The organism is Paraburkholderia sediminicola (assembly GCF_046027355.1).
GTDB lineage: Bacteria > Pseudomonadota > Gammaproteobacteria > Burkholderiales > Burkholderiaceae > Paraburkholderia > Paraburkholderia sediminicola_B.
Genome location: NZ_JAQQEK010000020.1, coordinates 1 through 20,932, shown reverse-complemented (window position 1 = coordinate 20,932; position 20,932 = coordinate 1). Strand labels below are relative to the sequence as shown.

20 protein-coding genes are annotated in these 20,932 nt (G+C 60.5%); 9 read left to right on the top strand and 11 right to left on the bottom strand.

Translation table 11 applies throughout. The annotated features are described in order from the left end of the window. Position 1: 1 nt before the first annotated feature. The gene (locus PQR42_RS28965; RefSeq protein ID WP_408389228.1) at positions 2–1,231 is read right to left on the bottom strand and encodes an efflux RND transporter periplasmic adaptor subunit; all 1,230 of its coding nucleotides are present in this window, start codon (positions 1,229–1,231) and stop codon (positions 2–4) included. 352 nt (positions 1,232–1,583) lie between these two features. Between PQR42_RS28965 and PQR42_RS28960 the strand changes: the two genes are divergently transcribed. Beyond that, positions 1,584–2,324 carry a response regulator gene (locus PQR42_RS28960; RefSeq protein ID WP_408389226.1) on the top strand — a complete coding sequence of 247 codons (741 nt, stop codon included), beginning with the start codon at positions 1,584–1,586 and terminating at the stop codon, positions 2,322–2,324. Beyond that, positions 2,308–3,555 (top strand): ATP-binding protein, encoded by a 1,248-nt coding sequence (locus PQR42_RS28955; RefSeq protein ID WP_408389224.1) that lies wholly within the window; start codon positions 2,308–2,310, stop codon positions 3,553–3,555. Before PQR42_RS28960 ends, PQR42_RS28955 begins: the two co-directional genes overlap by 17 nt. A 47-nt stretch (positions 3,556–3,602) precedes the next feature. Here PQR42_RS28955 and PQR42_RS28950 read toward each other — a convergent pair whose 3' ends face one another. Together PQR42_RS28950 and PQR42_RS28945 are read right to left on the bottom strand one after the other, a co-directional pair. After that, on the bottom strand, positions 3,603–3,803 hold the full coding sequence (locus PQR42_RS28950; protein WP_408389222.1) for a hypothetical protein: 201 nt from the start codon (positions 3,801–3,803) through the stop codon (positions 3,603–3,605). A 685-nt stretch (positions 3,804–4,488) separates the two neighbouring features. Continuing rightward, positions 4,489–4,740, bottom strand: a complete 252-nt coding sequence (locus tag PQR42_RS28945; RefSeq protein WP_408213566.1) for a hypothetical protein — start codon at positions 4,738–4,740, stop codon at positions 4,489–4,491. 342 nt (positions 4,741–5,082) lie between these two features. Here PQR42_RS28945 and PQR42_RS28940 point away from each other — a divergent pair, with 342 nt between their 5' ends. Both PQR42_RS28940 and PQR42_RS28935 read left to right on the top strand, forming a co-directional pair. Continuing rightward, complete coding sequence (locus tag PQR42_RS28940; RefSeq protein ID WP_408389220.1) at positions 5,083–5,358, top strand: hypothetical protein; 276 nt, start codon at positions 5,083–5,085, stop codon at positions 5,356–5,358. Positions 5,359–5,401: 43 nt separating this feature from the next. Then, a complete protein-coding gene (locus PQR42_RS28935) occupies positions 5,402–5,755 on the top strand; it encodes a superinfection immunity protein (protein WP_408213571.1) in 354 nt (117 codons plus the stop codon). Between the two features lie 636 nt (positions 5,756–6,391). On the opposite strand, the gene PQR42_RS28930 is transcribed toward PQR42_RS28935, so the two are convergent. From PQR42_RS28930 to PQR42_RS28920, 3 genes are all read right to left on the bottom strand, one after another. Further along, on the bottom strand, positions 6,392–6,910 hold the full coding sequence (locus PQR42_RS28930; RefSeq protein ID WP_408213577.1) for a hypothetical protein: 519 nt from the start codon (positions 6,908–6,910) through the stop codon (positions 6,392–6,394). 213 nt (positions 6,911–7,123) lie between these two features. After that, positions 7,124–7,603: a nuclear transport factor 2 family protein gene (locus PQR42_RS28925; RefSeq protein WP_408213579.1), complete on the bottom strand. Its 480-nt coding sequence runs from the start codon at positions 7,601–7,603 to the stop codon at positions 7,124–7,126. Positions 7,604–7,616: 13 nt separating this feature from the next. Further along, positions 7,617–8,282 (bottom strand): TetR/AcrR family transcriptional regulator, encoded by a 666-nt coding sequence (locus tag PQR42_RS28920; protein WP_408213582.1) that lies wholly within the window; start codon positions 8,280–8,282, stop codon positions 7,617–7,619. 108 nt (positions 8,283–8,390) lie between these two features. Here PQR42_RS28920 and PQR42_RS28915 point away from each other — a divergent pair, with 108 nt between their 5' ends. Beyond that, positions 8,391–9,041: a YceI family protein gene (locus PQR42_RS28915; protein WP_408213585.1), complete on the top strand. Its 651-nt coding sequence runs from the start codon at positions 8,391–8,393 to the stop codon at positions 9,039–9,041. 83 nt (positions 9,042–9,124) lie between these two features. On the opposite strand, the gene tdh is transcribed toward PQR42_RS28915, so the two are convergent. After that, entirely contained in the window at positions 9,125–10,156 is a 1,032-nt protein-coding gene (gene tdh, locus PQR42_RS28910) for an L-threonine 3-dehydrogenase (protein WP_132383412.1), read from the bottom strand. 13 nt (positions 10,157–10,169) lie between these two features. Next, entirely contained in the window at positions 10,170–11,369 is a 1,200-nt protein-coding gene (locus PQR42_RS28905) for a glycine C-acetyltransferase (RefSeq protein WP_408494305.1), read from the bottom strand. A gap of 149 nt (positions 11,370–11,518) precedes the next feature. On the opposite strand from PQR42_RS28905, the gene PQR42_RS28900 reads away from it, so the two are divergent. The 3 genes from PQR42_RS28900 to PQR42_RS28890 all read left to right on the top strand — a co-directional run bounded on the left by PQR42_RS28900 (position 11,519) and on the right by PQR42_RS28890 (position 13,806). Then, positions 11,519–12,157, top strand: a complete 639-nt coding sequence (locus PQR42_RS28900; RefSeq protein ID WP_408389216.1) for a helix-turn-helix domain-containing protein — start codon at positions 11,519–11,521, stop codon at positions 12,155–12,157. Between the two features lie 105 nt (positions 12,158–12,262). Further along, positions 12,263–12,661 carry a DUF2471 family protein gene (locus PQR42_RS28895; protein WP_408213594.1) on the top strand — a complete coding sequence of 133 codons (399 nt, stop codon included), beginning with the start codon at positions 12,263–12,265 and terminating at the stop codon, positions 12,659–12,661. A 62-nt stretch (positions 12,662–12,723) separates the two neighbouring features. Next, complete coding sequence (locus PQR42_RS28890; protein WP_408389214.1) at positions 12,724–13,806, top strand: tyrosine-type recombinase/integrase; 1,083 nt, start codon at positions 12,724–12,726, stop codon at positions 13,804–13,806. 71 nt (positions 13,807–13,877) lie between these two features. Here PQR42_RS28890 and PQR42_RS28885 read toward each other — a convergent pair whose 3' ends face one another. After that, entirely contained in the window at positions 13,878–15,083 is a 1,206-nt protein-coding gene (locus PQR42_RS28885; protein WP_408389212.1) for a DNA-binding protein, read from the bottom strand. Between the two features lie 2,090 nt (positions 15,084–17,173). Here PQR42_RS28885 and PQR42_RS28880 point away from each other — a divergent pair. Beyond that, complete coding sequence (locus PQR42_RS28880) at positions 17,174–18,523, top strand: replication initiation protein (RefSeq protein WP_408213603.1); 1,350 nt, start codon at positions 17,174–17,176, stop codon at positions 18,521–18,523. Between the two features lie 58 nt (positions 18,524–18,581). Here the strand turns inward: PQR42_RS28880 and PQR42_RS28875 are convergent, their stop codons facing one another. After that, entirely contained in the window at positions 18,582–19,640 is a 1,059-nt protein-coding gene (locus PQR42_RS28875) for a ParB/RepB/Spo0J family partition protein (RefSeq protein WP_408213605.1), read from the bottom strand. A gap of 25 nt (positions 19,641–19,665) precedes the next feature. Beyond that, the gene (gene parA, locus PQR42_RS28870; protein ID WP_012428795.1) at positions 19,666–20,328 is read right to left on the bottom strand and encodes a ParA family partition ATPase; all 663 of its coding nucleotides are present in this window, start codon (positions 20,326–20,328) and stop codon (positions 19,666–19,668) included. Between the last annotated feature and the right edge of the window lie 604 nt (positions 20,329–20,932).

Genomic DNA, 20,932 nt, shown 5'->3' with positions numbered 1-20,932 from the left:
TTTAACTATGGGCTGCCGACGTGTTGTCCGCGGTGGCGGGCGCGGCCGATCTGCCCGACGTGCCGGGACGTTCGACCGGCTTGACGACCACGCCGGTGCGCGCTTTCTGCGAGCCCGCGACGATCACGCGATCGCCCGCCTTGAGGCCGCTCGTGACGAGCCAGTCGCTGCCCGACGCGGTGTCGGCCGTCACGGCTGTTTGCGCGACCTTGTTGTCGGCGCCGACGGTGAGCACGCTGGCGGAGCCGTCCGACGCGCGCGAGACCGCGAGTTGCGGCACCGTGATCGCCTGCTGGTTCACGCCTTCATCGAGCCGCGCGCGCACGAACATGCCGGGCAACAACACGCCGTCAGGATTCGGGAACACGCAGCGCAAGGTCACCGAGCCGGTGGTGGCGTCGACGGTGATATCGGAAAACAGCAGCTTGCCGGCTTGCGCATAGGTGCTGCCGTCTTCCATCACCAGATGAACGACCGCGCCGTCCGTGCCGGCCTGCTGCAATTGACCGCTCGCGAATTCCTTCTGCAGACGCAGCCAGTCCGCGGAAGAACGCGTGACGTCGAGATACATCTCGGTGGTCGCCTGCACCGTGGCGAGCGCGGTGGTCTGCTCAGCGGTCACGAGCGCGCCTTCGGTCACGCTCGATTTGCCGATGCGGCCCGCAATCGGCGCCACGACTTTCGTGTAGCCTAGGTTGATCGCCGCGGTCTTCAACGCGGCGCGGTCGGCAACCACGTCGGCTTTCGCTTCGTCCAGCGCGGCGACGGCGTCGTCGTAGTCCTGGCGGCTCACGCCCTGGATCTTCGAGAGTTCGGCATAGCGAGTGGCCTTGGTCTGCGCGGCGCTGGCCGTCGCCACTGCTTTGGCCAGCGTGCCGACCGCCTGGTCGTAGGCGGCCTGATAGCTAGACGCGTCGATCTGATACAGCACGGCGCCGGCCACGACCTGCGAGCCCTCGGTAAACAGGCGCTTTCTGACGATGCCTTCGACCTGCGGCCTGACTTCGGCGACGCGAATCGCCGAGAGCCGCCCGGACAATTCGGTGCTCGACACGACGGTATGTGCTTTGATGGTTTCGACGCTGACTTCGGGGACCGACTGCACCGGTCCGTGAGACGCCTGTTCGCCGCAACCGGACAACATGAACGTGGCAGCGGCAACGGCCGCCGCAAGCAGCGTGAACGCCGGCGCGCGCCGTGACGGTTCAACCGCGATAGAGAGAGCGGGCATGCTGTGAGCATCCTTCGACTGGATTCGACCAAGGACCGTCTGGCATGCGCCGTTCGCTCGCGAAAGAGCCCACGCAGCGCCGCGCCAGCGGCAAGATGGAGCCCAGCATAGAGAGCGGCGTCTTACGGTGGCTTAGACTGCGATTACGACTTGTAACGCAGCGCGCCGGGATGACGTGAAGGGACGTGATGGCTCGACGCAAGCCACTCGAACTGGCCGCGTTGCCGTAATAAACTGTAAGCGTGGTTAAGAACCGGAAACCGCTGGCGCCGCGCGATTCGATATATTTCGACGAGTGCCAGGCGCGCGGGAACGCCGTCAGTCAATTGTCCTCATCGATCAGGGCTCAGCCATGTCAGACACGCCCATCCAGGTTCTACTGGTCGACGACGACGCCGACCTTCGTGACCTGCTCCGAACCTTCTTCCAGCAACGCGGCATCGAGATGTCCGTGCTGCACGACGCCAATCATTTGAGTCGCCGGCTTGAACGCGAGCGGCCGTCCATCATCGTGCTCGATCTGATGATGCCGGGCATCGACGGACTCAGCGCTCTCAAGCAATTGCGCGCCAACGGCGACACGATTCCCGTGATCATGCTGACGGCACGCGCCGACGGCGTGGATCGCGTGGTCGGTCTCGAACTCGGCGCCGACGACTATCTCGGCAAGCCGTTCATGCCGCAGGAATTGCTCGCGCGTATTCATGCGGTGCTGCGCCGGCACGCGCAAGCCGCGCCTGCAGCAGCAGCGCCGGTCGAGAAGCGCGAAGCGCTGCGCTTCGGCCGCTTCCGCCTCGATTTCGCCAGTCGCACGCTGTTTCGCGACGATGAGCCGCTCAAGCTGACCGGCAGCGAATACGCGTTGCTCGAAGTGCTCGCGCAACATCCGATGGAAACGCTGTCGCGCTCGAAGCTCGTCGACCTGCTGCACGGTCCGTATTCGGAAGTGACCGAACGGGGTATCGACGTGCCGGTGTGGCGCCTGCGCCGTCTGCTCGAAGACGATCCGGCCAATCCGCGCCTGATCCAGACGATACGCGGCACCGGCTACATGTTCGTGCCTGGCGGCAGTGACGATGACCAATCCCTTTAACACGCTGTTCGGCCGGCTCTCGTTGATGACGGTGAGCCTGATCGTGCTGGTCCACATCACCGCCATGTTGCTCGTGGACCGCGAGCGCGGTCAGATCGACACGGGTCATGCGCAGCGCGCTCTGCTTCTCGCGGTCCAGGCAGAACATGACGGCGCACTGGCCGCGTCGCACGTCTCGGCGATACTCGGCGTGTCGTATGTGAAGGCGAGCGACGCGATCGCGTCGGGCTGTCCCGCGCCGTGTGAGAACACTTCGGGTCCGTTCGAACGGGACTTGCGCGCGAAGTTGCCGCCTGGCAGCCAGGTAGTGGCCGACGCCGATGATGGCACGGTGTGGGTGCACTACGCGGGCAATTCGGACTGGCTCAAACTGCGGAATTCGATGCTGCCGGCGCGACGTTTTCTTGGTGCGTCGGCGACGATGCTGGTGTTCGCGGTGATCATCGCGTTGTTCGGCGCGTGGCATTTACAGCGGCCGTTGCATCGGCTGGCGCTTGCGGCGCGCGAGTTCCGCGTCGGCCATCGCGCGCCGGTCGTGGAGGCGAGCGGTCCGCGCGAGGTGAAGGAGTTGATCGGCGACTTCAACCAGATGGTGCATGAACTCGCGCAGGCCGAGCAGGAGCGCGCGGTGATGCTGGCCGGCGTGGCGCACGATCTGCGCGCGCCGATCACGCGCATGCAGGTGCGCGCGGATCTGCTGCCCGACGAAGCGAACCGTCGCGGCTTCTTGCGCGATGCGGAGTCGTTGTCGCGCATCGTCACGCAGTTTCTGGATTTTGCGCGCGAGACCGCGGACACCTCGCCGCGCACCAACGTCGACGCGCATTGCCGCCGGCATTACGGCGACAGTCTCGCCGACGATGCACTCGTGCGTCTGCATCTGCAGGCCGGCGACAGCTTCGAGCTGCCGCTCGTCGACCTCGACCGGATTCTGACGAACCTGATCGAGAACGCGCTCACCTATGGCGAACCGCCGGTGGAAATCTCGACGTCACGGCATAACGGCCGCTTCACGCTCGAGGTGCGGGATCATGGCAGCGGCATACCTGGCGGTCAGCTCGACCGAGCGCTGCAACCCTTCGTGCGACTCGACGAAGCCCGCAGCGGCGATGCGCATTGCGGTTTGGGCCTTGCGATCGTGCGGCGTCTGGTGCGGTATAACGGTGGCGCTTTTCATGCGGATAACGCGGCTGACGGCGGGTTCGTGGTGTCGATGACGTTTCCGGCGTAGTTGCTTGCACGGTTGCCGCGCGTGAACTCACGCGCGGTGTGTATCGATCAGGCTTGAGCGACGTTGCCGGGAACGACGATCGTGCCATGAGGCCCATCGCCTCCACCAGGACCGCCGCCACCCGGACCGCCGCCGGGGCCACCGTGGCCCGGACCGCCGCCGCCCCAACCCGGAGGCGGACCCCACCAGCATCCACCCAAGGTTGCGCTCAAGGCGGCCAGCGCCGCGATTGCCAATAACTTCTTCATGCTTTCTCCTTCGATGAGTCTATGGTCACGTCACGTCGTCGCTCGTGTTTGGAGCGGCGGCGTTGCGTGTCATGCGCAACTTATCAACCGGCGAAAGATCATGTTTTACGAAGCGGTTACAAGCTCGGCGATGAATGGCGGTTGCCGCGAAACGCGTTAGCGTGTGTGTCGCCTTGTAGCGTGGGTCACATGGCTTTTCGCAGCATTGCGCGGGCAAGCTGACGCGTTCACGCTTTGTTTGTATATGGAAGAGGATGTAAGCAGATGGGCGGCATCGGCGTCGCGCCGATACGCTTCAAGGTGAGGTGCTTGAGCGCTTGATGCTTCACCGTAGACGCTATGAATAGAACTCCCTGGAAATCCTCACCTTATCTCAGGTGCGGATTCAGCGCGGCGTTAACTCACCTCCTGGAATCGCTCACCTTTGCCGGGCGATCTCCTGGAACGGCTCACCTTCACGTGTATTTGTGTATGGCTAAGGTGCTATTCCAGCTCCTGGGTCGGCTCACCTCTAAGCAAGTCTAAGCAGACTGTCTCCTGGAAACCTTCACCGTTGATCGTGACGAGCGTCATCTCCTGGAATTCCTCACCTTTGATCGTGCTGGTGTCATCTCCTGGAATTCCTCACCATGCATCGGTGCGGCGCTATCTCCTGGAATTCCTCACCATCCTGGAACAGCTCACCTCAACGAGCGACCCTATCGGCAAGCCAGACGACTGCTTTGACTGCCGCGTCGAGCGCTTCCTCCTTCGAAGGAAACACAGCGCCCGAATAATATTGGACCGGCGTCCAGGCTCCCCCGTCTTCAACGTCGCGACGAAATTCTTCGAATCCGTACGTGCTGTCCGAACGCAGGAACAGGTCCACGCATCGGTTGTGCTCATCGTTTTCGATGCTGTCGAACACCAGCGAAGACTTGTCGATACGTGATGACATTTCGGATCTGCACTCCAAGATCGGGCCTGCACTTCGCAGTTGTCACAACTTGTCCGTCAACGATGCTAGCACCGCAGGCGAATCCATGTTTTCGCCCTCTGCCTCGACCTGAACGCGAATTTTCGGTCACCCGCGGACTGTTGGTCATCGGCCTTTCTCAGCACTGGGATGCCCTGAAACCCGCCATGAGCCGCGCTCCGCCTCATTGTTCGGTTTGCAGCAACTGTGATTTCACGCTATCGGCATAGAAAAAAGATAGGCGCCACCTAAACTGCATCTTGTCAGTGGCGCGCGTCTCACTCGACTCGCGGTGCTCCTAAAAAATCGCATTGGAGATTCATCATGAAAAGCAAACTTCTTGCAGCCTTGCTCGTCGCAGCCACTACCGCTTTCGCTGCTCCCGCATTTGCCAGTGGATATGGTCCGGCACCTTCGTATCGCCCGTCGGTTGGCGCCCCGGCGTCGCAGCGCGGCCAGAGCGCACAAACCGTCGCAGCCGAACGCAACAATGCAGTCGGTTCGGTCAATGATTCGTACGGTGGCGTCGTGGCGTCGTCTTCGGAATCCGGCAGCCGTCAACCTGACCAGTCTCTTGGTCGTCTGTACTCAGGTCACTAATCTGAAGGTCGTCTGCGTACCGAGGTTGTAGCGAGGTGTCGAAATGTTGAAGATTATCGAAGGTGCGGTGGTTCTGAGTGCGCTGATGCTGTATCTGGCGCCCGCAATGATTGCGGACGCCAGAGAACGCAAGGACGCCTTTGCGGTGACCATGGTGAACATCTTGCTGGGATGGACGGTGATCGGCTGGTTCGCGGCGCTGATATGGGCGCGGCATCCTGTGAGCGATCGCCGTCTGAAGCACTTCGCGAAGCGAGCACAACGTGCGGTTGCACGAGTCACCATTGATGCAATTGTCGCTCGAGCTGAATGTCGGAGTAGCTCGATCCCGGCGTTCAATCCTCGTTTGGTGCCGATAGTTGCGCGCATTGCTGCAAGCAGTAATCGGCGGAGATAGTCTTCACGCACGAACGGCTTCGTTGTCCCGCGGCTACTTAAAGTCGGTGACGCTATTGCTTGCCATTGAGCTACGAATCCTTCCCGCATGGTCGCCGACCGCCGGACAACGGCCATCGCGGGGTGGTCGGCGTTCAAATTTCCTGGAAGTTGATGGCGGCATGGTCGTCACAACGGAGATTGAGGTTGCGCGCCGCGCAATGCCGCAGGTGTGGCGAGGGCCGAAAGGGGAGCGGGTCCTGAAGGCGGAGTCCATATACCGGTTTAACGCTTGCTCTGTATGGCCCCAGTCTTCATATTCGAATGCGCCATTGTTCGGCCAGGACTCCCTGGAAATACTCACCGTAGGCTCAGATGAGGTTCAGGTGCGCTTGAATCGCGGTGATCGCTCACCTCCCGGGACACCTCACTTTCTGTGCGCGATCTCCTGGAACGTCTCACCTTGCGGGCTGTCGTCTCGCCAAGACGGCGGTGCTGTCTGAATGCCTGAAATGCCTGACATATACGGGATTTTCGACACCTGCCCTGACATGCTTTGCTTGCCGACCTCGCGGACTACGGAAGAGAGGATCGCGACTCATTTGCCACGAAAATGCCGATGTGAAATGTCACGATCTGCTTGTGAAGTGGCATTTGGCTAGAACTTCACCTTCAACTGAAACCCAATGGTGAACGGAAGATCATCCGATGGGATCGGCGGAATCACAATGAAGTTCGCGCCCACACGCTTGTATTCGACCATGACGATCGGCGCGACCACCGGACCGATCGTATGGTCGCGGCCCAAACCCCAGTTGCCATAGTTATAGCCAGAGATAATCCCGCCGATCGCCGCGATCCGCACGATGCCCCAGTGCGCGAACTCCGGCGCCCACACACCGCCGCCATAGTAGGAAGGCCGGCGCAGCGAGTTGCGAAAGCCGCCGGCAGTCAACGCCCATTGGTTATTGAGCCAGCATTCGACGCCGAGGCCCGGGTTGAACTGTTCGAAATGGGTATCTGGGTCGGGGTTGATGTGATACGAACCCAGCATGGCGTCGACCCAGACGCCACCCTCGCACCAGTTGCCCGCATGCGCGGCCGACGCAGCAGCGAGGCTAGCCACGAGCGCCACTGCGGTACGTCGGATATTCTTGTTGATCTGCCGAAAATGCATGTCCTCTCCGCCACCGGTCGAGCGCCGGCGTCATCTGTGTTCTGGGTATGCTTGCATGCCGTCCGTCGCGCACTGTACCTCAAGCCGCACACACGATGTTGAGGACACGCTCGGGCGCGCGGGCACAAGACGTGCCCCGCGGCGCAGACACAACAGTAACGGAGAACCGATGGCAGAGCGGTGAACGCGCATCACGCATTCACCGGCGTAAGGTCAGAGACCGAGATCGGAGAGACTCGGATGATCGTCGGGGCGGCGGCCAAGCGGCCAGTGATAGAGACGGTCGGCTTCGCGAATCGGCATATCGTTGATGCTGGCGTGACGGTGCGCCATCAGTCCGTGTTCGTCGAATTCCCAGTTCTCGTTGCCGTACGAGCGGAACCAGTTGTTCGAATCGTCGTGCCATTCATAGGCAAAGCGCACGGCGATACGGTTATCGGTAAACGCCCACAGCTCCTTGATCAAACGGTAGTCGAGTTCTCTCGCCCATTTGCGGCGCAACAAGCCGACAATTTCCGCGCGGCCGTGCGTGAACTCGGCGCGGTTGCGCCACACGCTGTCCACCGTGTAGGCGAGCGACACGCGCTCCGGGTCGCGCGTATTCCAGCCGTCTTCCGCGGCGCGCACTTTCTGGATCGCGGTTTCGCGTGTGAAGGGCGGCAGCGGCGGGCGGGTTTCGATTGTGTCGGCCATGATGGTTCCTCAGTCAGGTTGCGGTTCGCCGGGATGGCGGTCGTTTGCTTGGCGGGATGCCTGGCTCGCTCGCACACTCCGCGTCGAGCAGGACTTGGGCTGCAGCTTGCGCGTCGAGTGCGGCATCGGGCTCGCCGCTCACCAGCGCCACGGCAATGGCGCCGTCGAGCAAGATCAGCCATTGACGCGACAAGCGCGCCGTGCGACGGGCGTCGATGTCCGACTCCGCCGCGAATGCATCGCATTCGGTTTGCACGAACGCCAGCAGGCGTTCCTTGTGATGGCGCGCGACGATCCGGATCGGGTCGTCCGCGGAGGCAATCTCGCCGGACGCATTCAGAAACGCGCAACCGTGAAAATCCTCCGATGCAAACCATTCGCGCAGCACCTCGAACATGCCGAGCAGGCGTTTGCGCGCCGTCTTGCCATGCCGTTGCGTGCCCGCGATGAACCAGTTCATCCAGCGTTCGTCGCGCCGGTCGAGCGCGGCCGCCACGAGCGCGTCTTTCGATTCGAAGTGCGTGTAAAAGCTTTTACGCGCCGTGCCGGACTGCTTGACGATCGCGTCCACGCCGGTTGCGTGAATACCGCCGGCGTAGATCAGCGCCTCAGCCGCGTCCAGCAGCCGCTCGCGCGCACTGCCGGGTGTGACTGATTCAGTGTGAGTTTCCGTAGCCATGGACGAAGGGTAGAACGATCATTCTCCTCCGTCAAGTCTTTTGCGTTTTTGCAGGTGGGGTGTGCGAACTGTTATCTTGAGCACGATCGATCAACGGGAACGAACTTCATGAGCACACTGACTCTCCGCGCCACGTTCATGCGCGCCTTGCTCAGCGCATCACTTCTGACGGCGGCAGCCTGCACGCCTGTGCAAGTGCTCACGCATACGGTCAGCCAGAACGAAACGCGCGTGCCGCCCGGCCGCTACGAAATCGATCCGGATCACTGCAGCATTACCTTCGACATCGATCACTTCAAGTATTCACGCTTCACTGCACGCTTCGATCGCAAGAAGGGAGAGCTCGACTGGAACGAAGGCGGTCTCGACAAGAGTACGGTTTCGGTAACGATCGACGCCGCGAGCATCGATACGAATGTGCCTTTGCTCGACAAGATGGTGAAGAGCGGCAACATGCTCGACGTGGAGCGTTATCCGGAGATTCGCTTCGTCAGCACGCGTTTTGAGCGCACGGGTGAATCGCGCGGCACGTTGACTGGCGACCTGACGATTCGCGGCGTCACGCAACCGGTCACGCTCGACGTGACCTTCAACGGTTTTGCCCCCGATCCGCTCACGAAAAAAGACACGCTCGGTTTTTCCGCCGAGGGTCATTTCAGTCGCGCGAAGTTCGGTTTGGCGACGTGGTATCCGGCCGTCGGCGACGATATTCATGTGCGCATTCAGGCCGAATTCGTTAAAACGCCCGCAGGCGGGTGAGCGCGGCGCGGGCGTTTTGTCTAAGCTTTTTTCGCTGTGCGCGCTGCTGCGATTGCGCGCGTTAAAGCACGTTCAGTGTTAACTCACGCGGCCGTCCAATCGAGAATCACCTTGCCGCTCTCGCCGGAGAGCATCGTGGCGAACGCTTCCTGATAGTCGTCGACCTTGAAATGGTGCGTGAGGATCGGCGAGAGATCCAGGCCGCTTTGCAGCATCGCGACCATCTTGTACCAGGTCTCGAACATCTCGCGTCCATAAATGCCCTTGATTTCGAGGCCTTTGAAGATCACCTGAGTCCAGTCGATCGCGGTCTGCGCGGGCGGAATGCCGAGCAGCGCGATCTTACCGCCGTGGTTCATCGCTTCGAGCATGCCGGTGAACGCGCTCGGCACACCGGACATTTCCAGCCCGACGTCGAAACCTTCTGTCATGTGCAGATCCGCCATCACGTCGCGCAACGATTCGCGCGAGACGTTGACCGCACGCGTCGCGCCCATCTTGCGCGCGAGTTCGAGGCGATAGTCGTTGACGTCTGTAATCACGACATTACGCGCGCCCACATGTTTCGCGATCGCCACCGCCATGATGCCGATGGGTCCGGCGCCAGTGATCAACACGTCTTCGCCGACCAGATTGAACGACAGCGCGGTATGCGTGGCGTTGCCGAACGGATCGAAAATCGCGGCGAGGTCGTCGGAAATCTCGGGCGGAATCTTGAATGCGTTGAATGCCGGAATCACCAGATACTCGGCAAACGCGCCTTCACGATTCACGCCGACGCCCACCGTATTGCGGCACAAATGTCTGCGACCAGCGCGACAATTGCGGCAGAAACCGCACGTGATATGTCCTTCGCCCGACACGCGATCGCCGATTGCAAAGCCACGCACTTCCTGACCCATTTCGACGATTTCGCCCACGTATTCGTGACCGACGTGCATCGGCACGGGAATCGTTTTTTGCGCCCAGTCGTCCCACTTCCAGATGTGAATATCGGTGCCGCAAATCGCGGTGCGCGTGATGCGGATCATCACGTCGTTGTGGCCGACTTCGGGTTTCTTGACGTCCGTGAGCGTGAGGCCGGGAGCGCGTTCGAGTTTTGCCAATGCTTTCATGTGCGCCTCCGTATTAGATGACGCCGAGTTCACGGCCGACGCGCGCGAATGCATCCACCGCGCGGTCGATCTGTTCGGGCGTGTGCGCGGCGCTCATCTGTGTGCGAATGCGTGCGCGGCCTTTCGGCACCACCGGGAACGAGAAGCCGATCACGTACACGCCTTCCTTCAGGAGTGCATCGGCCATTTTCGAAGCGAGTTGCGCGTCGCCGAGCATGACAGGAATGATCGGATGTTCGCCGGGCACGAGCGTGAAGCCGAGCGCGCTCATCTTGCTGCGGAAGTGCGCGCCGTTTTCGCGCACGCGTGCGCGCAGTTGCGCGCCTTCGTCACTCGCCAGCAGTTCGAGCACTTTCAGCGAAGCGGCGGCAATGCTCGGCGTCAGCGTGTTCGAGAACAGATAGGGACGCGAGCGCTGACGCAGCAACTCCACGATCTCCTTGCGCGCGGCCACGTAGCCGCCCGATGCGCCGCCCAGCGCTTTACCTAACGTGCCGGTGATGATGTCGATGCGCGACAGCACGCCACAATGCTCCGGCGTGCCGCGCCCGTGTTCGCCGACAAAACCCACGGCGTGCGAGTCGTCGACCATCACGAGCGCGCTGTAACGGTCGGCCAGATCGCAGATGCCGGCGAGGTCGGCGATGATGCCGTCCATGGAGAACACGCCATCGGTGGCAATCAGTGTGAAGCGCGCGCCGGCGGCCTTCGCTTCGACCAGCTTCGCTTCGAGATCGGCGAGATCGTTGTTCTTGTAGCGAAAGCGCTTCGCCTTCGAGAGCCGCACGCCGTCGATGATGCTCGCGTGGTTCAGTTCGTCGCTGATGATCGCGTCGTTTTCGTCGAGCAGGGTTTCGAACAGGCCACCGTTTGCATCGAAGCAGCTGGAGTAGAGGATGCAATCGTCGGTTTGCAGAAACGCGGCGAGCGCGTGTTCCAGATCCTTGTGCACGGTTTGCGTGCCGCAGATGAAACGCACCGACGCCATGCCAAAGCCGTCGTTGTCCAAGCCCTGCTTGGCGGCGTCGATCAGCCGTGCGTCGCCGGCGAGGCCGAGGTAATTGTTCGCGCAGAAGTTCAGCACGTCCGTGCCGTTAGCCAGACGAATGTCGGCCGATTGCGGGCTGGCGATCACGCGCTCGTTCTTGTAAAAGCCGTCAGCGCGAATCTGCTCGAGGGTGCCGCGCAGATGGGCGAGGTAAAGGTCACGCATGAACCAGACTCCTGAAAAGGGTGATAGCGCCCGTGTCAGCGTGTTCGGCATGTGCGACCACGAGGCGGCCTGTTATAGTCGGCAGTCAGTTTTATCGGATATTTTCGTTTTTCCGAACTAAAATCCGGTATGTCGAACAACTCTAAACGATGGGTCAGGAAATGGCAAGTTCGGGTATCCGCCGCGCCGCGGCCAACGCGGCGCCCATCCCAGGGGCGACTTCGGTCCCGGCAGTCGCGGCGCCGCCGCGCGTCGGCGAGCAGATTCAGCGTCTGCGCGCCGAACGGCGCATGACGCTCGACGATCTGTCGCGCGCGGCCGGCGTGTCGAAATCAATGCTTTCGGAAATCGAACGCGACAAGGCCAATCCGACCATTGCGGTCGCCTGGCGGCTGACCAATGCGCTCGGCGTCAGCCTCGATTCGCTGTTCGCGCCGCAAAAGACGCCGGAAGCGATCGCCGTCTCCGGTCCGCACGAGATTCCCACATTGAGCGGGCACGACGCCAAGTACCAGTTGCGCGTGTGGGGGCCGATCGAGCTGGCCGGCAAGTTCGAATGGTACGAGCTGACGCTGCAGGTGGGCGGGGCGCTGGTGTCGAACGCGCACGAACCCGGCACGCGCGAGCATCTGACCGTGCTGCAAGGATCGATCGAAATCGAGGCGGCCGGCACGACGAAGCGACTGAAGGCGGCGGACACCGCGCGCTATGTCGCCGACGAGCCGCACGCTATCCGCAACGCCGGAAAGGGCGAGGCAAAGGCTTTGCTGGTGGTGATTCACGGCTGATTTTCCGGCGCACCGTGGCTAGCAGTTGGCGGAATCGGCACTTCGGCGGAGGTTGCATCGGACACTGTATATTTGTACAGTACAGGGTATCGACTGGAGCCGATCATGAACAACCTGACAACCGACTCGACCGACCACGCTCTGGCCGCACTGCGCTATCAAACCGCAGCGCGTGATCTCGAACACATCGTCCGCAATATTGCTGCGCGCTACATCGTGCAGCAGGTGCCGCTCACCTGGCGTTTGCTGCATGCCATCGAAGCCGAAGCGCTCGCTGACCTCGGCTTCGCCAGCCGGCACGACGCGGTGATGCTGGGCCTTTTTCAACGACCGTCCGACCTGCCGTATCCGGAAACAGACGAGGCGGTGGACTTCGGCACGTCCACGGCACTGCCGGCGGTGTTCGCGTTCGCGGTCAGTGCCTATGAAGAGGCGGCACGCCGCGCTGCACAACCGTCGTCGGAAAACGCGCCGCTGAAACACGCGCGCGCTTGGGGCGACTGAAGCGGGGCTGCATTTCCATTGGTTGCCACCTACAATGTGTGCAACTAACGGAAGAATAGCTCATGTCACCTCCTCATCTGACCGACCCGGCCCCGCGCCCTGCGCCGTCCACGGATCTCTTCGATCAGCAACGTGAAGACTGGCGCCGCGACCCGCAAATCGCATTCGATGCATGGCTTGCCAAACAACATTTCCGCCGTTCTTCCGCTGAAGTCTACCAGGCGCAGTGGGGGCTTTTTCTCGATTGGCTGAGCGCGCGTCAAAAGAGTCTGGTCACAGTCGATGCTCACACGATTGCTGAATTCGTCGCCGGACTCGATGTCAAAAAAACACAGCGTGTGCGGTATTTACGGTTGATCGAGCGGGTGCTCGATCATGTGCGCGAAATCGAATCCGCTTCGACCAATCCGGCGCGCTTCATTGCTCAGGATGGCGAAGCAGCGTGGCGAAACGCGCGCGACAACGAGCCGACCGGCTTTCTCAACCACGCCGAACGAACCGCATTGATCGCGCATCTGTTTTCACCGTTGCCGGATTTGTCTGCGGCGCAACGTTGGAGGGAACGGCGGGACCGCGCTTTGATTGCTGTGTTTTTAGGCGGTGGGTTGAAGACGGGCGAGGCTACTTCGCTTACGGTTAGTTGCGTGAATGCGGGCTCACCTTGGGTGACGATCGAGTCAGCCAACCCGATACTGACGCGGCGCACTCGGCTCGCGCCTTTCGCCGCGGCTATTCTCGATGCGTGGCTCGCCGAAAGGCGTCTGTCGGAGCTGGCGGGTAATCTGGTTTTTCCCGCATCGCCTTCCGGACGTCCGATGCATAAAGCCACCATGCTGCGCGCGGTCGACGCCTTGATCGACGGCTCCGGGATCGCCGAGTCGCGGGCGTCGCGAGCCAGTCCGCAAACATTGCGCAATACGTTTGCGGCGGATCTGTTCGAGAGCGGGGTCGAGGCGGAACTGGTCGGGCAGTGGCTGGGGTTTGTGCAGGCGGTGTCGGCGAACCGTCTGTATCGCGCGTGGCAAAACTGGATGGATCAGCAGGATTCTCCTGCCGCAGATGTGCCGGATCCGGCCGTTCCGCCGCTGCCAGCGCCTAGGCGCGACGGGCGTTTGACGAGGAAAAGGGGAGCCGGCGAGTCCTGAAACTGCTCACCTTTCGAGTCCCGAATTTCCTCACCTTTGACAATTTATCCGCTATTGCGCCGCGGCAAACGTCACGCCGACGCTGCAATCGGGTCGCTCGACAAAAACCGGCTAACCGCCTCCAGCCTTGATTCGCCGAGACCCGACGAGTGATCGCACTCCGGACATTGCAGTTCGAAGCGGTGATCCACTTGTGACAGTTCGGGCTCACCTTCCTCGCATTTTGGACACCGCAGCGGGAGGGCGACATGACCGTCCGCCGCGGTGCCGATCGCCTTTAATTCGTCACCCGTCAGCCGGCCGGCTTCGACCAGCGAGCAAAGCAGACTCGCGATCGCCGGATCGATGCCTTGCTGGCCGCGCAGGACGGCGACTTCTTTCGTGAGCGCGTCCACTTCGTCGGACTGCTCGCGCAACTGAGCGTCGAGCCGGTCGCCACGCGCCTTGGCCGCGGCGATTTGCTGAATAAACTCAAATTCCTTGCGGCTTGCGTCGCGCACCCCGGACTGATAAGTGGCCGCCATGCTGCGCAAGGAATCGAGCTCGACCAGCATCGGCTTGACGCGCCGCTCGGCTTCGGCGACGGCGTCCTTGATCTGCTGCGCATAGTGTTCAGTGCTTTGGCGCAATTCGACATGCAATGCGTCGATCCGGTCCCGCAGCGTTGCATTGGTCGCGAGTTCGGTGTCGAGCCGTTGACGAAGCGCTTCATTTTCGTGATCGAGTCGACGCACCGTTGCCTGTAAACCTTCCTGGTGAGCATTTCCGTGTGTGGTCGCGCTCGACAACTCGGCTTCGAGCACGCGAACTCGTTCCCAGGCGGCCTCCGCTCGCAATTCGCTGCGCTTGATCGCGTCTTCCGATGCCTGCTGACGAATTTCCGCCTCTCTAGCGCGTTGGTCGGCGGCGGTGATTTGCGCACGAATTTCCTCGCGCTCGTCGTCGAGCGTTGTGCGTGCATGAGCGACGGCTTCTTCGAAAAGCGCGCCCAGCAATTCGCCGGCACGGTCTTCGAGCGCTTTCGGAATAGCGCCGGAGCCGACTTTCACGCGCGAGACATTTCGAATGCGCTCCCAGAAGTGGTCAATATCTTTTGGAATGTCGCTCGCACTGCCAGTCTGGGTCAGATCACGAACGGTTGCCATGGAGGGCCGGATTCCCAGATCAAAAAACAGACGCTTGCATGCGTGCAGCGAAAGTTCTTGTCGCCGTGCCCCGTTGGCTCGCAGCGCTTCAAGCTCGTTTCGAATGGATTGCCGTTCCTGATCCAGATTCATGTATACCTCGATGTCGCTCGAATTGGATAAATCATAACAATTTACGTACTGTTTGCTACGTATTTGTTGGTCTGGAACACGGATTCGAGAAAAGGCGTGTTTTGCTGCTAGACGTGGGGCGGCGGATTTGTGCTAGCTGGTTTTTTCCGTGAAACAAAACGAAGAATAGCCAATAAGGTCTTGTAAAGAAAGAGCTTTTAAAGGTTTTACAGCGATCGCGCACTGTTTCACGAACGCTTCATGATGGCTACTTTGGTTGGAAGGCTTTGTCCGAAGGACGCGCGGGGAAATGCTAGAGAGTAATAAAAGTAAACACCTTTGAACCCATGTTAAAAACGTTAACGCCACGGCAAAGCCTTATCTGGCAAGGGTTCCAGCCGGGTAAGGTGAAGCTTTGCGGGAGAGGTGGTGAGGTCTTGCGGGAATGTAGAGTGATGAGGTTCGGGGGCCTCGGTGAGCGGGTCCGGGACAGGACGTGAGCGGGTTCAGGAGCCACCTCAAAAGTGCGGTATGACTAAAGGTGAGATTTTGCAGGACCTGAACGCCGTGGATCGCCCGGCAGCACTAGAAAGTCTGTTCGTGGCCCGAGCGGGGCCAAGGTGAGCGCTTTCGGGATGTGTTCGTCCGCCCAATTTCGGCCTTATTTTGAGCTCGTTAACCCCATTGGTGAGTCAAGTCGGGAGAAAACGCGAACCGAAGGTGAGATTTTACGGGGAAGGGGTGGCATTTTTGCCTTATTTCTGTGCATTCCGGTGCCTAAGGTGAGAGTTTTCGGGAGCGAGGCCGGGTTTCGGGCTGAATGTCGGGGTCTACGCTGATGAATTGGAGGGTCGCTGTCTGCCAAAGGTGAGGAAATTCGGGAGGTCGGGTTTTGAGGCTTGTACCGTCCGCGAAATGCACCCGGTTTGGGTCAAAGGTGAGGTTTTTCAGGAGTCGTTTGGGTGCTTGGTGATCGTCAAGGTGAGGAAATACGGGACCAAAATGGCTTCCATCGCCCGGAAAAGCCCTACTGACGCTGCCGAAGTCGTTTGCGTTTTACGGTCGCGGAAATCGAACGGTGAGATTTTTCAGGACCAGTGACGATTGGGATCAGAAATGCGGGATTTCACCGAAATGGGCTTTGAGGTGAGATTTTACGGGAGTGTTCGCGGATGGCTCTGCTAAAGTGCGATCTCTAAGTTGATGAAATCGTTGAATATTTTTGATGAATTTCGCAAAGGTGAGGTTTTTCGGGGGCTCTTTTTTGGGGTGGCTGGAGACTCTCAGATCGCTCTATGGTGAGGTTTTTCGGGACCCTTTTTCCGTGCTTTTGGAGCTCAACCCGCCTGAAGGCCGCGTCGTTCCAAGCACGCCGCTAGCACTAAGGTGAGCTTTTTCGGGGGCTTTGAGAGCGTTGATTCGGACCCATCGAGTCAGAACGCCTTGGTCGGCCACTGCCTATAACCGTTGCACAAGTGGTAGTTGCATCAATACGCGAAGCTCAGGCTGTGCCGACCTGGGCCGGGTGCACGGTTGGAAAGCTTGTGACGCCTGCGGAGGTCCCCGTGGGGCTGCGGCATCGCCGTGAATGCGTGGGCTGCTGCGTGCGGGGCGGTTTCAAGAACGCGCGCGGCAGGCTTGTAGCTAGGCTCGGCGTGCTTCGCACGGCGCAGTGCGCATGTGGAGGCCTTGCTTGTTAAGGCGGCGTCGATCCGACCGCTCGCATGTCAGCGTCCCACGTTTTGCGCCGGCGCAGCCCTCTCCTGCTGACAATGTTGCTCGGAGTTTGTTCGCCGCATTGATCAACCACGAGCGCGCCCGGTCCGCGGGCGCACCCGTCAAAATTCTCGAAATTTTTTTGAGGTGAGAAGATTCGGGATCAGATGGCTTCGGTTCGCGCACGCTGCGGAAATGGTCCGAATTTGCCAGGCCCGCGACCTGCAAGGATGGTGCGAACCTGGCGCGAAACGGTTGAGGTGAGGGTTTTCGGGAGTTGTTCGAGGTGAGTTGCGCCTCGTAAACTCGCTTCACCCGCAACGGTGAGATGCACGCTATAGACGCGTATCACCGCAGCCGGTATGCTCTCGCCAAATCCCTCCTCGACCAGACGCATGGCCACGAAGCGCGCGAAGAAGACCGACGTAGTCAGCCCGAGCTCGGCCGAATTGCGCAAAGCCGTCGAGGCGATCGCGATTCAGCCTAAAAGCGGCAAAATCACACTCCTTACCCGCAAGCTGTTCAACGTGCTCCTCGCTGTGGCTCAGCAAGCGGACGAATCCGGCGACACGTATCGTGCCTTGTTGTCCGATATCGTCGCGAACTCCGCGTTTGATTCCAATGACACGGCGCTCGTCAAGGAGCACTTGCGGCGCATGGTGTCGGTTCAGGTCGAATGGAGCACCGGCACGTCCAGTCAGAAGCCGGGCCGGAAATGGGGTATTTCCACGCTGATTGCCGACGCGGAAATTCTCGAAGACCCGACCACCCGCCGCGTCTGGGTGGAATTCTCGTTTGCGCCGAAGATCAAGAAGAAGCTGCTCGATCCGGTTCAGTACGCCCGCCTGAGTCTCCAGTTCCAGAGCCAGCTGCGCAGCAGCGCGGGTCTCGCGCTGTACGAGATATGCGTGCGCTACCTGACCAACCCGAGCCATCTGACGATGCGCGAGACGTGGGAATGGTGGCGCCCTATCCTGTCCGGCACACCGGATACGGAAGCGGGCGATGAAGCGAAGCGCGAGTACAAATACTTCAAGCGTGATTACTTGCGCCCGGCCATCGCCGAAGTGAACGCCGTTACCAACATCTTCGTCGAACTGATCGAGCACCGGGAAGGACGACGGGTCGCCGAGATCCAGTTCCGCGTGACCGAACGCAAGCAGCCGATGCTCGCGCTCGACGAACATCCGAACGTGTTCGACAGCACGCTGGTCGACCGGATGGTGAAGATCGGCATCCCGCTGAAAGAAGCGCAAACGCTCTACGCCGACAGCGAGGAAAATCGCATTCGCGCCGCGCTGCAGATGACCGAGCAACGCATGCGCAGCACGTCGTTGCCGGCGGTGCGCAGCGCGCCCGCGTTGTTCAAGGACGCGTTGAAGAAAGGTTACGCGCCGCCGGTCGAAGCGCTGCCGTCGGGAGGTGGCGGCAAGGCTGCGGTTGCCGCGCCGGCCGACGACCTCAAGGCTCGCCTGCTCGGCGAGTACTCGGCGTATCGCCGTAAGGAAGCGCGCGAGTTGTACGACGAACAAGGTGAGTCCGAGCGGGAGATCGCGCGGCAGTCGTTTGAGGAAGATGAATTGCCGGGACTCGGCACGCACATGCGCGACGACTGGCGCCGTCGCGGGCTGGATTCGAAGATTGTCGAAACGGCATTCTTCGACTGGCTGGCTCGCAAGACCTGGGGCGAGCCTACTGACGGTGATCTGCTTGCCTTCACGCTGAGCCAATCGCGCGCGGCGTAATCATCGAGTGGGGCGCGGCTCTTGGCTGCCGCCTGCCCCATCTCTGTACAGTCTTTTCTTACTTCAACATCTTCTCAATCTGCCGAAGGATGTCGTCGCGCTTTTCACGCGTGAGCCCCTTCAGGCGCAGTTCGATTCGATCATCACCGTACGATTTGAGATCGCCGACCGACACACCGTCGAGTTTGATTTCCAGGCGTTGCGCGTAGCGTTGCCGGCCTGCTGGTTTGGCGCTTTCCTGGGCGCTCGCCCTTCCCTTGACGATGTCCGCGACTTGTCGCGTACTCAGATCGTCCGAGAGGATCTTGTTGATCAGACGCAGCGTTGCATCGGCGCCGCGGGCGGTGTGATATCGACCCACCTGATACGCCATGTTCGAGCCGAAGCGGTCCGGTCGCGCGACCATCTCATGCATGACGACCTCAGGCAATTTGGCGATCGACAAGGCAACCGCGACGGTCGACTCGTCTAGCCCAAGGTGTTCGGCAAGTTCCTTCTGACTCTGAAAATGCCGATCGTCGAGAAAGCGTTTCCATACGACCGCGTTGTCGAACACCGTCTGCGAATCGCGCTGCACGTTGAGGTCGTAGCCGAGCTTGTAGCTCTGGATACCGATCGGCAGATCGATGACGATCGCCTTCACCGTTTCCTTGTTCGCTTCTTTCAGGGCCCGCACGCGTCGTCCGCCATCGCTGACGTAGTAGGTGCCGGGATTGTCGTAATCAGGGATGACGTGAATCGCCTGCTGCTGCCCCTGCTTGGCCAGATTGACGGCGAGCTCGGCAATCGACGACTTCAGATAGAAGTGCCGCGGATTGAACGGACTCGGCTTGATCGTCTTAAGCGCCAGCTCGATGACTTGACCCGGCCGGTAGCCGTGCTCGTTGCGCCACGTGCGGTATGCCGCCGATTCATTAGCCGCGTCAATGGCGTCGACTTCGGCAACGCTTTGCGATGGCATGACGGGCGCGAGGGTATGCCGCGCCGCCTCGCTAGTCTTTGGGTCATTCTTGACCAGGCCGTCGATAGCGTTCAGGCGATCGAGCGCGGTTCGCTTTTCGCTGCTGGTCGAATCAGGACGTGCTTGAAAGCCTTTGGCGAATTGGGAGGGTTTCATTCAGGGTCCTTTATGCGCATAAATTTCACGGGAGCAAGGCAGCGATCTCATTCGCGCATGCCCGTACTTCGATGGCGGCCAGCTTGGCGCCGCGATCATTCATCTGAAGCACTGTTTGCCCTAACGCCATGGCCTGCTTGTAGGCCTCACGAGTCGGGATCTGTGTCTTGAGCAACGGGAACCCGAGCTCCTCCAACGCGCGCTTCAGTTCGCGCGTCAGCATCCGTTTTTCTTCGGTCTTATTGAGCAGGAAGACCGCACGCAGGTCTTCGTTCATGACCTGAGCCTGCTGGACAAGCTTCACCAATCCAATACTCGACCAGTAGTCGGCGGGCGATGACGATGTCGGGATCACCGCGACGCTCGCAGCGAGAAGGACGACGCCGGAGACTTTCTCGGTGATAGAAGGCGGGCAGTCGACGACGATGATGTCGTAGTCAGACACGAACTTCTTGATCTCGCGATGGATCTGGCTGCCTGCTTCGGAGAGGTTGACGACTGGAAAGGGGATGCCGGTGTCGCCGTCTGATGATGCACTGGCCCAATGGATCAGCGTGTTTTGACCGTCTGCGTCTACGACGAGGACGCGTTTGCCTTTTTCATGAAATGCAGCGCCGAGGTGCATCGCGATTGTGCTCTTCCCGACCCCGCCCTTCTGCTGAGTTACCGCGATGATTTCTGCTGCCAATCTTCACCTCCTCTTTTTAGACGCAGATGGATTTTACCTGGATGAATTGGTATTTCAATCGTTTTTGTGTAAACACAAGAAGGATTAGCCGTTCGGGATAGGTTTATGCGCATAAAGGACGCGGGCGCGGTGATGGGGACGCTGTTGTGGTTAAGAGAGGTTGGAGGGCGATGTGTCGGCAGACCGGTTTGGTCGATGCGTGCCGTGCGCTGTAGTGGCCGCGGAGTGATAGCCGCTTGGATGCTTAGAGCGCTCAAGCGATTTGGCCAGCACGGCACCAATTCGAATCCGTTCGTGCCGTGTCCGGACCGCTATTTATCAACGCGGGCGTCACCGGCAACGAGACTTGCGTTGGCGGCGAGCGCGCGGTAGGTCGCCGGAACTGGCCGCGAGGTTTATGCGCATAAAGTCCCCGCAGCGAGCTCCACTGTGACAGTTGTTTGCTGGAGAGTATCGGCCAGTAGTTCACTGAGTCGACACGATGATCGGAGCTTCGAGCTTCGAGCTTCGAGCTTCGAGCTTCGAGCTTCGAGCTTCGAGCTTCGAGCCGAGAGCCGAGAGCCGAGAGCCGAGAGCCGAGAGCCGAGAGCCGAGAGCCGAGAGC

What these genes read in the sequence shown, in the direction of transcription:
- PQR42_RS28965 (WP_408389228.1), bottom strand. Translation starts at nt 1,231, where the DNA reads ATGCCCGCTCTCTCTATCGCGGTTGAACCGTCACGGCGCGCGCCGGCG.
- PQR42_RS28960 (WP_408389226.1), top strand. Translation starts at nt 1,584, where the DNA reads ATGTCAGACACGCCCATCCAGGTTCTACTGGTCGACGACGACGCCGAC.
- PQR42_RS28955 (WP_408389224.1), top strand. Translation starts at nt 2,308, where the DNA reads ATGACCAATCCCTTTAACACGCTGTTCGGCCGGCTCTCGTTGATGACG.
- PQR42_RS28950 (WP_408389222.1), bottom strand. Translation starts at nt 3,803, where the DNA reads ATGAAGAAGTTATTGGCAATCGCGGCGCTGGCCGCCTTGAGCGCAACC.
- PQR42_RS28945 (WP_408213566.1), bottom strand. Translation starts at nt 4,740, where the DNA reads ATGTCATCACGTATCGACAAGTCTTCGCTGGTGTTCGACAGCATCGAA.
- PQR42_RS28940 (WP_408389220.1), top strand. Translation starts at nt 5,083, where the DNA reads ATGAAAAGCAAACTTCTTGCAGCCTTGCTCGTCGCAGCCACTACCGCT.
- PQR42_RS28935 (WP_408213571.1), top strand. Translation starts at nt 5,402, where the DNA reads ATGTTGAAGATTATCGAAGGTGCGGTGGTTCTGAGTGCGCTGATGCTG.
- PQR42_RS28930 (WP_408213577.1), bottom strand. Translation starts at nt 6,910, where the DNA reads ATGCATTTTCGGCAGATCAACAAGAATATCCGACGTACCGCAGTGGCG.
- PQR42_RS28925 (WP_408213579.1), bottom strand. Translation starts at nt 7,603, where the DNA reads ATGGCCGACACAATCGAAACCCGCCCGCCGCTGCCGCCCTTCACACGC.
- PQR42_RS28920 (WP_408213582.1), bottom strand. Translation starts at nt 8,282, where the DNA reads ATGGCTACGGAAACTCACACTGAATCAGTCACACCCGGCAGTGCGCGC.
- PQR42_RS28915 (WP_408213585.1), top strand. Translation starts at nt 8,391, where the DNA reads ATGAGCACACTGACTCTCCGCGCCACGTTCATGCGCGCCTTGCTCAGC.
- tdh (WP_132383412.1), bottom strand. Translation starts at nt 10,156, where the DNA reads ATGAAAGCATTGGCAAAACTCGAACGCGCTCCCGGCCTCACGCTCACG.
- PQR42_RS28905 (WP_408494305.1), bottom strand. Translation starts at nt 11,369, where the DNA reads ATGCGTGACCTTTACCTCGCCCATCTGCGCGGCACCCTCGAGCAGATT.
- PQR42_RS28900 (WP_408389216.1), top strand. Translation starts at nt 11,519, where the DNA reads ATGGGTCAGGAAATGGCAAGTTCGGGTATCCGCCGCGCCGCGGCCAAC.
- PQR42_RS28895 (WP_408213594.1), top strand. Translation starts at nt 12,263, where the DNA reads ATGAACAACCTGACAACCGACTCGACCGACCACGCTCTGGCCGCACTG.
- PQR42_RS28890 (WP_408389214.1), top strand. Translation starts at nt 12,724, where the DNA reads ATGTCACCTCCTCATCTGACCGACCCGGCCCCGCGCCCTGCGCCGTCC.
- PQR42_RS28885 (WP_408389212.1), bottom strand. Translation starts at nt 15,083, where the DNA reads ATGAATCTGGATCAGGAACGGCAATCCATTCGAAACGAGCTTGAAGCG.
- PQR42_RS28880 (WP_408213603.1), top strand. Translation starts at nt 17,174, where the DNA reads ATGGCCACGAAGCGCGCGAAGAAGACCGACGTAGTCAGCCCGAGCTCG.
- PQR42_RS28875 (WP_408213605.1), bottom strand. Translation starts at nt 19,640, where the DNA reads ATGAAACCCTCCCAATTCGCCAAAGGCTTTCAAGCACGTCCTGATTCG.